The 11,131-nt window shown below is 49.7% G+C and carries 10 protein-coding genes and 1 tRNA gene; 3 read left to right on the top strand and 8 right to left on the bottom strand.

All coding sequences use genetic code 11. From position 1 onward, the window contains the following. Positions 1-222 precede the first annotated feature (222 nt). Entirely contained in the window at positions 223-987 is a 765-nt protein-coding gene (locus GK091_RS01540) for a T9SS type A sorting domain-containing protein (protein ID WP_164034871.1), read from the top strand. Positions 988-1,047: 60 nt separating this feature from the next. On the opposite strand, the gene GK091_RS01535 is transcribed toward GK091_RS01540, so the two are convergent. The 7 genes from GK091_RS01535 to GK091_RS01505 all read right to left on the bottom strand — a co-directional run bounded on the left by GK091_RS01535 (position 1,048) and on the right by GK091_RS01505 (position 6,543). Further along, on the bottom strand, positions 1,048-2,007 hold the full coding sequence (locus tag GK091_RS01535) for an SGNH/GDSL hydrolase family protein (protein WP_164034870.1): 960 nt from the start codon (positions 2,005-2,007) through the stop codon (positions 1,048-1,050). 39 nt (positions 2,008-2,046) lie between these two features. After that, the gene (locus GK091_RS01530; protein WP_164034869.1) at positions 2,047-3,063 is read right to left on the bottom strand and encodes a zinc-binding alcohol dehydrogenase family protein; all 1,017 of its coding nucleotides are present in this window, start codon (positions 3,061-3,063) and stop codon (positions 2,047-2,049) included. Between the two features lie 33 nt (positions 3,064-3,096). Beyond that, positions 3,097-3,753: a GDSL-type esterase/lipase family protein gene (locus GK091_RS01525; RefSeq protein ID WP_164034868.1), complete on the bottom strand. Its 657-nt coding sequence runs from the start codon at positions 3,751-3,753 to the stop codon at positions 3,097-3,099. A 156-nt stretch (positions 3,754-3,909) separates the two neighbouring features. After that, a complete protein-coding gene (locus tag GK091_RS01520; RefSeq protein ID WP_164034867.1) occupies positions 3,910-4,455 on the bottom strand; it encodes a hypothetical protein in 546 nt (181 codons plus the stop codon). Between the two features lie 238 nt (positions 4,456-4,693). Next, on the bottom strand, positions 4,694-5,194 hold the full coding sequence (locus GK091_RS01515; RefSeq protein WP_164034866.1) for a hypothetical protein: 501 nt from the start codon (positions 5,192-5,194) through the stop codon (positions 4,694-4,696). Beyond that, a complete protein-coding gene (locus GK091_RS01510; RefSeq protein ID WP_164034865.1) occupies positions 5,191-6,006 on the bottom strand; it encodes a hypothetical protein in 816 nt (271 codons plus the stop codon). The genes GK091_RS01515 and GK091_RS01510 overlap by 4 nt, the downstream gene beginning before the upstream one ends. A gap of 15 nt (positions 6,007-6,021) precedes the next feature. Continuing rightward, on the bottom strand, positions 6,022-6,543 hold the full coding sequence (locus tag GK091_RS01505; RefSeq protein WP_164034864.1) for a hypothetical protein: 522 nt from the start codon (positions 6,541-6,543) through the stop codon (positions 6,022-6,024). A 355-nt stretch (positions 6,544-6,898) separates the two neighbouring features. Between GK091_RS01505 and GK091_RS01500 the strand changes: the two genes are divergently transcribed. Then, positions 6,899-9,583 carry a hypothetical protein gene (locus tag GK091_RS01500; protein WP_164034863.1) on the top strand — a complete coding sequence of 895 codons (2,685 nt, stop codon included), beginning with the start codon at positions 6,899-6,901 and terminating at the stop codon, positions 9,581-9,583. Positions 9,584-9,915: 332 nt separating this feature from the next. On the opposite strand, the gene GK091_RS01495 is transcribed toward GK091_RS01500, so the two are convergent. Beyond that, positions 9,916-9,988: transfer RNA gene (locus GK091_RS01495), tRNA-Met, on the bottom strand. 145 nt (positions 9,989-10,133) lie between these two features. Between GK091_RS01495 and era the strand changes: the two genes are divergently transcribed. Continuing rightward, a complete protein-coding gene (gene era / locus GK091_RS01490) occupies positions 10,134-11,054 on the top strand; it encodes a GTPase Era (RefSeq protein ID WP_164034862.1) in 921 nt (306 codons plus the stop codon). The last annotated feature ends 77 nt before the right edge of the window (positions 11,055-11,131 follow it).

Here is an 11,131-nt window from a genome sequence, read left to right as displayed (position 1 = left end):
GTAACCAGCTCGCCCAAAGGCGACACGACACTTTGCGAAGGCGGGAGCCTTCTGCTTCGTTCCGACGTTCGCTCGTGGTCCACGTATCAGTGGCTCCTCAATAACAAACCACTAACAAACGCGACAGGTCCCGATTATCAGGCTACGCAGGCCGGTTCCTATGTCCTGCGAATCACCGATGTGAGCGGGTGTGTGGCAACGGCCTCGCCGATACTTATTCAGTTGAAAACGCCAATAGCTACACTCAGTCCAGCAGTTGACCAATGGCTTTGCCCGGACGGAAAGCCGCTCCAATTGGTCGTGACGAATGCAACGGGTTTACCAGTTGACTGGTTACGGGATGGCAGAGTGCTACCGAATGCCCAGTCGGCTACCCTGACCATCGGCGAAACGGGGCACTATCAGGCCCGGCTCACGCAGCAAGGATGCCAAACGCTATCCGATACAGTTGTGGTCCGGCGAAGCACGGTTGATAAGATCACGCTCAAGCCGGATGAAACGGACTTGCTGCTTTTGAAAAAGGCTACTGTGACGTTATCCGCTCCTGCCGAACCAGACTACACCTATCAATGGTATCGTAATGGGCATTTGCTGACTACGGCTACAGGCGCTCAGTTATCCGTCAGTGAACTGGGCGTCTACAACGTTCGGGTTACCCAGCAGAACTGCATAGGCTGGTCGGCTGAACGGACAGTGTATCTGCCCGTTATAACGAGCTTATCCACGCCATCCGATACTGCATTTCGGCTTTATCCGAATCCGGCGGAACAAAGCATCACCGTTCAGTATGCCTACCCAATAGCGGCTAGTGTGGTGGTCCGTATCCTGGATAGTCAGGGACGAATCCAGCAAGCCCCAGTCGCGCTTAAACCGGTTAATCGACTAATCCAAAGCACCTTACCAGTCAACCACTTACCGGCAGGAATCTACTATTTACAGTTTAGTGACGGGGATCGAAGCCGTGTTCTGCGCTTCGTGAAGAAGTGATGCAGTCGTACGGACGGATACATTCAGCACTCCACTACTTAGGCCATTGTCTCATACAAGCTAATGACTGAGTGCCTGTATCCGGGCATCAAGTTCAGCGGCCTTTTTTTGAGCGTCGGCCAGCGGCAAACCGACCTTCATCCCTGGTCGCTGGTGGCCGGTGGCGGTGAGCCACGCATCTTTCATCAGATTTTGGCGCTCGGAAACAAGTGCTAAAATCTGGTTACCATTCGGGTGACCAGCGATGGCTGATTTAATGTCCGGCGCATTTGCTACCGTTTTTTCTCCCAGTCCCAGCAAAATACTTTTCGCCATGATCCAATGCCCGACAGCACCCGGATGGACACCATCGTCGGCCAGCGAAAACCCGGCAATGGCAAAGGTAGCATCCACGTTCCGGTGCGCATCCAGAAACCGCTTCATTGGATAATGAATATCGATCACCTCCCAGTTGGCCGACGCTTTTTGGTTCAGCAGCCAATCTGCATACCGGTCAAGCACGGCAGCATAACCCGTTTTACCGCCCTTGAGGTCATCGTAAATGGGTGGCGTCAAGTGAATAACCTGGGCTCCCGACTTGACTAGTTCGGTATGAAGCCAATTGATTCCATCCTTGAACTTCTGAAACCGATTTTCGTCGAAGGGCAGGTAAATTCCGTCGTTCATACCGTAACAGGCGAATACCAAATCTGGCTTTGTCTGTACCAGTACTCTTGCCAGCCGCTCGTGTAAATCAGGGCGGGCAAACTTGCCGTCGGCATGGCCCTCTTCCGAAAGACCGGAAACGGTTTCGCTGGGCAGTCCTACATTAATAAACTCAAGCGCGGCCTGCGGGTAATGAACGTTGATGTAGGCATTGATATCAGTGACGTACCCTCCGGCGTAGGTGATGCTGTTACCCAGAAACAAGACGCGATGCACATTGGCAGGAAACGGCGATTGAGCCTGACATAAACCACGCCATTGACTCATACTGAAAGCCAAAAGCAGCGTAATGATCAGCGGGCACCGGTTCGTCATGGTTTTCTGGTCTGTTTTCCCGTATAAGCCAATCGCAGCTTATGCCATTGTTACCATTGCTTTAATGACCCCGTTGGCAGGGTTCAGCCAGTCCTCAAATTCGTCCAACACCTGCCCAAAACCGACCCGGTGAGTTATGTACGTCGTTGGATCAACCTGACCGTTTTTCATACTGGCAATAACATGTTCGAAGTCAGCGCGTGTTGCATTCCGACTACTCATCAACGTAGCTTCCCGCTTGTGGAACTCGGGGTGCGAAAAACTAATATCCCCTTTCTGAAGGCCAACCAGTACATACCGACCGCTATGAGCCAGGTACGCAAACGCCGTATTGATCGCCCGCAAACTTCCCGTTGCGTCGATGACAACAGTTGGCATATCACCGTTGGTAATGGCCGCAATCTGCTGAGCAACATCCGATGACTGGGCGTTGACGGTGTGCGCAACGCCTAGCCGACTGCAGCAAAAAGCAAGTCGTGACTCATTGATGTCCAACGCGATAACGGTAGCTCCCGCAATCCGGGCAAACTCCATCACGCCCAAGCCAATCGGTCCGGCGCCCACGACAAGCACGACTTCACCGGGCTGTACGTCGGCCCGACGAATCCCATGCGCACCGATTGCCAGTGGTTCAACCAGCGCCAGCTCGTCGTAACTTAGCCCGTTACCGTGTACCAGCGAGTAGGACGGCACCGACAGATAATCGACCATACCACCATCGATATGAACACCCGACACCTGAAGTCGTACGCAACAGTTGGGCTTTCCGGACCGGCAGGCAATACAGACTCCGCAGTTAAAATAAGGAATAAACGTAACGGCTTCGCCAGCCAGAAAATCAGGCGCACCATCGGCTTCGACGAGATCGCCCGCCAGTTCGTGACCCAGAATCCGGGGATAATTGAAAAAGGGTTGTGTCCCCTCGAACGCGTGTAAATCAGTGCCACAAATGCCGACACGCCGTATCTTTATCAGGGCATTTCCAGCCGTTAAAACAGGTTTTACGGCCTGCCGATAAGCAAATTGCCGGGGTTCAACACACACTAGAGACTCCATGTTCGTCTTAATTTCTGAGGCTATGCCATTCGCCTAATTTTCCGAAAGAACCTTAAACACCTCGTTCGCTATCAACACATTACCTTCCTGCGTCGGATGGATTCCATCGATAAACAAGTTGCTCTTATCGAGCAGGAGTGTATACAGATCGATCATTTTCAGGTTATTTTCTTTCGCCAGGGTACGAATCAAAGGCACTATCTCATTTTTTACTACTGTCGAATCGATGTCAAAATTTTTGCTGAACGCCGGTGGCGGTACGCACAGGTATATTTCGGGTGAGCTGGATAAGTTTTGAAACGACTTAATCAGGGCCAGATAATCGTTCTTGAAATCACCTTTGTAGGCCCAGTTCTGCTTTTTCGAATCGTTGGTTCCGAACTCAATGATAACGATGGTCGGTTTCCAATCGATTGCGTATTGATATTTCTGCGCCAGCCAGTACGGACTGTCGCCTTTTTTAAGCACAGTGCAGCCGCCGACACCGTAATTCAGCACTTTGTTGCCCGAAGGGTTTTCAAGCGTCTGAAGAACTGCCGGATACGCCTTATCGGAGGGTTGTCCATAGCTCTCCGTTATGCTCGTACCAATACAGGCTATTTTCTTTGGTGCATTGACCGAAGACTCCTTACATCCCAAAAAAAACGCGACTATACTGATTAATAGACCAAGCGAATAGCTATTCTTCATTCTGTTAATTTCTTATGACGACTGGTCTGATGAGTGTTGCGCGACCTGGCTCTTATTATGACTCATCTCGGCGTTAATGGTCAGTCGATGCCCCTATTAAAAACAGTGCTAGCCCTATTTTTCTTATGCTATTGCCGAGTAGCACCGATTAATTCCCTAAAAATCCTTGATGTCTTTTCGTGGCTTGAAGGTAGTTTGCGCAGGCGCTTTCGGCTGACCTTCGGTACAGACACGGCATAGATACTGCACCTCCAGCGACCACCCCCGGTCAACGTTTCCAACCGAAAGATTGATCTGCGTTCGCGGTGTCTGCCACACGGTGTTCCGGACATCACCCAACAATGACTTTTTACCCGGCCCATATTTCGCATTCAGTAAAGCTTCAAATTCAGCCGATGCGGCCATGATATCATCTTTAGTAACGGATGCCGTCGTATACAGAAAATAGGAGGCCGACACCAGTGAATCACCATTGAAGTCGTAGTCAAGACCCACCGTTCGATCAGCCAGCGGCACACCGGTATAGGTTAACTTTTCCCGCTTGACCGACGAGGGCTTCAACGTCTCCGTTTCCCGGACTTCTTTCGGTCTTAATCCCCAACGCACAGCGCGAAAATCGGGCGTTTGCTGGGCATGAAGGTTAACAGTGGTTGCGTATAGGCACGCTATACACGCAACAACGCCAATCAAATACGATCTCATAGGTCTCTCCTTTGGTGAACGTTATCAATAGGTAAGCTATGATCTACGGAAGTTGTTTTGGCTTTAGCGGCATCCCATTAAAAAGCGTGGTACAGAAATCCGTTCTGGTCAAATCTGATCGCGTTTATCGTGTCAAACAAAAATAGTCAGCTACCTATACAGAAGGCAACTGACTATAGTGCTGACAGGAAAAATCGTATCGTATGGCTTGGGCTACTGACCAGGCCCAGACTCTTGGTTACAGCGCACTGTACGTAAACACTAAACCCGTGGTATACGAACCCGCCGGTTTAAGAAAGTTAGGCCCCCCGGTTGTGCGGTAACGAATCAACATGATGGCACTCAGAAGGGACGTAGCGAGACCGGATGCCAGCGTTTGATCGGTTGTCGACAGGAAAACCTCCGGTCGGGAGCCCAAGCTAACTGACTGCACACCAATCGCCGAAACAGGTATCGAGTTAGTCTGGTAGCGCAGATCACCGGTAGCGCGGACCTGCAACGACCAGGTTAGCCCAAGCGATACAGTCAGCTGGAGCGTATTGTGATTGAGCAACACGCCATTTTGGTAATCATTGACGGACGAGAAGCTCAAGGCTGGATTTCCTAAGATCGTTACGCCAATCAAGGAGGGAGCCGTCGTGGCAATGGGCTCTTCGTCAACCACCATAGGCTGTGCTGCGACCATTGATCCGCACAGTAGCAGACCGATCAGGAGCCCTATTTTATAGACTATATTCATTTTAGAACAGCTTCCAGTTCGGCCACTTTTAACGCCTGACTCGGGCCACTATCCAGTATGGCAACAATAAGGTATTTGCCCGGCGGTACGGTTGACGGAATAGCAGCAGTGACCTTAAAACCCTCTTTGGGCAGCGTATTGACTGGAATGGCCTCCGCCTTCACCTCTTCCATTGTTTCCAGATTCAGGTATTCCAGTCGCAACTGACTCTCCAGCATCGCTCCACCAACATTATGAACCTGTACCTTCACCAGATTTTGCTCCCCCGATTTGGCCACCTCCATACCCGTAATCGCAATCTCCGGCTGCAACCCTTCTTCGGGCTGCACGTAAAGATGCACCCCCATCTGTACTTTGATCACGAATTGAGACGCGCCCTGCAGCCGAGCCATCTCCTGTTCGTTCGACTGCGTCAGGAACAACATGCCATTACGAACAAAGCTCGTTTTCGCCTGTGGACTGGCTACCAGCGTAACCAGCACATCACGCGCTTCGCCCGGTGCCAGTTCAATAATACTGGGGGTAAATTTGAATAGGGAGCAGCAGGACGTACTCAACGAGCCTGCCGGGTAATAGGTTTTTGTGCCCATTGAATCACGACGCCAGTCGGAGCAGGATGTCTGCAAGACCAATCGTACGTTCATGGTATTGGTCACGTGCAGTCGGGCCGTTTGTTCGGCAGTCCCTTTTTGCGTGAAATAAAGTTTTGCGGGCGAGATCTGAAAACCAACCTGTGCCTGACAAAGTGAGTTCTTTATCAGGCACAGAATCAGGAACAGGGTGCTCATTCGGGGAATCAGCGATCCAGTCATTTTACTACATCAGGATCAATGCGCTGTAACCGAATACGTCAGGTTTGCCGTGTAGACACCAGTATTGACGAAGGCTGAATTGCCAGCCGCCGTTGAATACGTCACGTCGATCGCTCTGGCCATCGCTGCGGGCGAGCTAGTCGTCAGGGTTACATCCGACGTTGACAGTGCCTGGGCAGCCGCTGCGTTCATTCCGGGCGTTGTCACCTGCACTGAGACGTTGTTTATCGGAATAGCCGGTGTATTCGGGAGCGCACTTGTCAAATCGCCAGCAGATTTTACCTTCAAATCGTACGGCCTGTTACTGCTGACGATTACGTGCAATGGCATTGGAATCGTTTTACCATTCTGATAGTCGGCAACAGTTGCAAAGACGATTGGAATGGCAGGCGTTGAAACAGCTACCGCTAAGATATCAACCAGGGTAACCGTGACTACAGCCGGGGTAAGACTGTTGGTTTGAGCGTGCGTGTTGGCACTCAGACCACACAAGGCAATGGCCGCTAAGACAGCCCCTTTTTTAATAGAATTCAGCATGTTGTTAGAGGTAAATTTTAAACTATGAAGAAAATGAACTAAGTATATTTAAGACAAACCTAGAGTTAATTTTTTTATCTTCATAGTTACAACAAATAATTTTTTTAAAATAATTAAAACAAAAAATACATTTTTTAGTTACTAACCTAATTGTCAGTAAGTTACGGATAAGCACAACCAGTGACATCATATAGACCGCTTACAGACAAGTACTTACATTAACTAAATACTACTTTCTTTGTGGTAAGAATAAATCATCCAGCTTTTCCACGATGACTTACTGTTACCAAATATGGTTACCATTTTTAGAATACTGATCCTTCTAAGTATATTTACTATTTCCGCGGATGGTCTGTTGGCTCAGTCCATAAATACGACGCTTTGGCGGGATTCTATAGTGACTTCGCCCGGCACCACATTCACGAACTACATAACGATAGCCAACACAGGCTCACAACAACAGGACCTGGCTCTTGCGCTACAGGTATCTCCGTCTATCCAGATGCTATCGGCAATTCCGGAGAAACTGGCCTTGACTCCCGGCGAAGTAGTTATGGTTCCGGTGAAAGGACTTATCAATCGGGAAAGCAATTCGCTCGCCAATCAGGTGACGGTTCAACTGCGTAACTCATCCGGCGATTTTTCGAAAACGGTAGCTTTCCGGCTCATTACCAAAGAAAAGCGTCAGTCAGCCGTCTCGCTCTACGCACCCGAAGAAACGATCGTTACCTACGCAGATATCGACCCAGTACAGCTGCCCCTCCGGATCGTTCATAACCGACTCAAACGAGCGAATTTTACAATAGAAGTAAGCTCCATACCACAAGAAGTGGATCAACCAACGTTTCCACTGAAAATCGATCTGCTTGCTCAACAAGACACCACATTATCCATGCTGGTGAAACCAGCACGACACTGGTCGGTCAGTACGCCTTGTCAGTTAATCGTAACCGTGAGGGACGAAACGGAATCGATTGTGGGCACCGTACTGTATAAACTGGTGGTAGCAACGTCCGACAAACGATTCATCACCCGGGATGTATTCGGACGGTCAGGATATGGTGTCAGTGCAGCCATTACTAAGTTAAGTAACAATCAACTGGCCAAAGAGATGCGCGTATGGGGTCAGGACTCGGTGGGTAAGGGACAGGTCGAATTTCAGGTCCACTACCTGGACTACTCATCGGGTCAGTTTCAGCAACTCCAGAATTCGTTCATCACCTACCGAACCGAGCACGCGTTTGTCCGGTTGGGCAGTTCGTTCGACTATCATGAACTACCCCTCTTTGGCAAAGGGTTGAAGGTGAACGTTACCCAACCGAACTACCAGTGGACGGTCTGGGCCATTAACTCACAACCGAACTGGCTGGTTAATGATCCCAATGCCTGGTCAGGCAACATATTCTCGGTTCGCTACGATCGCCAGCTGATAAAATTGCCCGGTGCATCCTGGTCGTGGAGCAGTAACTACTTTACTCAACCTACTACCCTGCGGGCGGGCTATCTGAATTTTGCGGCATTCCGACTCAACCGATCTGAACGGCATTCGGTGGAAATGCTGGGCGGACATAGTGTCGAATATGCTCGATCAGGTGCCAACCGCGCTGAGACTTACGGTTGGGCTGGCCTGTTGAATTACACATACACGGGCTCCGCGCTGAGCTGGGTGTTGCGTTCCTATGTCAGTAGTCCTCTTTACACGGGCTTTCAGAAAGGAGCTACCCTCGTAAACAGCCAGCTGATCTGGCAGGTGTCGGCCAAAACCATACTAGCGGCTCATCTCAACCATGTCTATTACAAGCAAGTGCGGTTTACGTCGCCGTCTGACACCTACCGAAGCGAGTTTGGCAACACGATAGCTGAAGTGAGCCTGAATCAGCAACTGGGTGCCTTAAAATTCACATTACGTCCTTACTGGTACGCCCAAACCGACCTCGCTGCGCCGGTAAGCCAACGGGCAGATGCGTACCGAATAGCCCCTTCGCTGTTTTATACGCACAATAATCAGCGATTCGAACTGAACTACGATCTTGGTTCCCTTGTAGACCGGAGCCATTCGGCGCAGCCGCGTTTGTTGAGCCAGCGAATTATGGGATCAGTGCTTACACGGTCATTCAGTCTGCTGGCGTATCTGCAAAAAGGACCCTACTTCCTGTTCGATCTTTCCAGCGTTGACCCGGCGCAGTTGACCTCCGTTTCGATCACGCCAATGGTCAATTTCGATTTGTTGAACAGGCGGCTGGCAGGTTCCGTTGGCGTCAATTATCTGTCTGACGCGCGTAATAACGGAGTCCGCTATATTGCCGTGGGGCGTGTGCAATTCGACGCGACACCTACTCTGTCTATGCGCCTTGAGGGAAATGCGACGCCTTATAGTCAACGGCCTGAATTAGCGTTCAGCCAATATCGGCTGGATGTTACCAAACGGTTCAGCCAGCTCAAACTCGGAAATCGAGGCAAATTAAACCTAACCTTTTTCGAGGATTCGAACAGTAACGGACTTAAAGACCCTACTGAGCGATGGATGGATAGTTTACTCGTCACGGTCAACGAAAATGTATTGATGACCAACGCCAAAGGAAACATTATCTATCGCAACATTCAGCCCGGCACGTACACGGTTTCGGCGATAAGTGCCGGTCGGATTGGCGATCCGGTACTGTATCAGGAAAAATTCACGATTACCGGGTCATTTACGAAGCAGATTCCTTTAGCGCGGACATTCCGGATCAAGGGTCAGCTACAGTGCAAAACGAACGCGTATGATCAGGTTTGTCAGTTCAACCGGTTTTCTATTGATATAGAACGGAATCAACAAGTCATTTCATCGACCAGCCCACTGCCGGATGGCAGTTTTTCCGTCCATTTGCAGCCCGGCACCTACACATTGCTTGTTCGTGACTATGGCAGACAGCCCCAGGCAATTGTAAAAACAACATCGTTTACCGTTAGTGAGACAGGCCAATATCCTGCTCTTGACTGGACCATTGACGGATCAACCCGACCCGTGGAGATCAAACGTTTTTCATCGAAGCGCTAAATGATGAGTTACATTGGCGGTTTTCACCAATCGCAGTCTGGTAATCGGAGAACTGTAAGCAAGACCATACTTAACCTTGTCCTGTCAAATATACCTACTCTGTTTGGCTTCTTCAATCAGGTATCTTAACGAACAAATATTACTTTTGCACCGAAAGACAAGCTCTGTTTTCGAACAAGTTTGTCTTGGTGTGGATAGAAACGGAAAGCCCGACACAATTTGAGGTCGGGCTTTTTTACAATTATCCGTGTCTTCGGTCATTCCAATGCTCACAGGATCAGAAACGAAAAACGCCTAATCGGCTTGTTACAGCTAATTAGGCGTTTACTGAGTAGCGGGAGCTGGACTCGAACCAGCGACCTTTGGGTTATGAGCCCAACGAGCTACCAACTGCTCCATCCCGCGATGTTGGGATTGCAAAGGTAAGACACATTTTCAGAAAAACAATTACCTTTGTAAAAAAAAGTTTTATTCCTTCTCTGAAACGTTTTTTTTCAGGAGAGAGTTGTTTCTAAAGCCGCTGGAAATCAGCCAGCGGGATCACCTACAAATGAATACAGAAGTAATCGAAAATTTTCCGGTCGATCATAAGGCCGGCTTCGTCAGTATCGTTGGCAAGCCCAATGTTGGTAAATCTACCCTGATGAATCAGCTCGTTGGTGAGCGATTGTCAATCATCACCGCCAAAGCGCAAACCACCCGTCACCGTATTATGGGTATCCTCAACGGAACGCATAACGGCCAGGAATTCCAGCTCGTTTATTCGGACACGCCGGGCATCATCAAACCACTCTACAAGCTCCATGAGTCCATGATGAGTTTCGTGCGCGGCTCGATCGAAGATGCCGATGTGGTCCTGTTTGTCACGGATATCTTCGAGCAACACGATGAGAACGATGTTATTGAACGGCTTCAGAAGTCAGAAGTGCCGGTCATTCTGCTGATCAACAAAATCGATCAGGCAACCCAAGCACAGGTCGATGAGAAGATTCTGTACTGGCGGGAACACTTCAATGCCCAGGAAATCATTCCGATATCGGCCCTCAACAAGTTCAATACCGAACGCGTCTTCGAGGAAATTATCAGTCGCCTGCCACAGCATCCGCCTTACTTCCCGAAAGACGAGCTAACCGACAAACCCGAACGGTTCTTCGCATCCGAAATTATCCGCGAAAAGATTTTTCTGAACTATAAGAAAGAAGTGCCTTATAGCAGTGAAGTCGTTGTCATTGGCTTCAAGGAAAAAGAAGACATTATCGTTGTTCAGGCAGAGATACTGGTCGAACGGGCTACGCAGCGGGCAATTCTGCTCGGTGAAGGCGGCAAAATGATCAAGAAAACGGGCATTATGGCTCGTGAAGAACTTGAGCGCTTCTTTGGCAAAAAGGTATTCTTAGAACAATTCGTCAAGGTGGAGCCCGACTGGCGCCAGAAAGACCGGATGCTCAAACGGTTGGGATACGACGAATAATTAGTACCGGAGCAAGAGGACACGAGGCAGGACAGGAAGACCGTTTTCTGATCGGCTTCATCTTCCCCTTACTCCCT

It is taken from the genome of Spirosoma agri (assembly GCF_010747415.1).
Classification (GTDB): Bacteria; Bacteroidota; Bacteroidia; order Cytophagales; family Spirosomataceae; genus Spirosoma; species Spirosoma agri.
The sequence above is the reverse complement of the archived record's forward strand: the minus strand, read 5'-3'. Positions and strand labels throughout refer to the sequence as shown.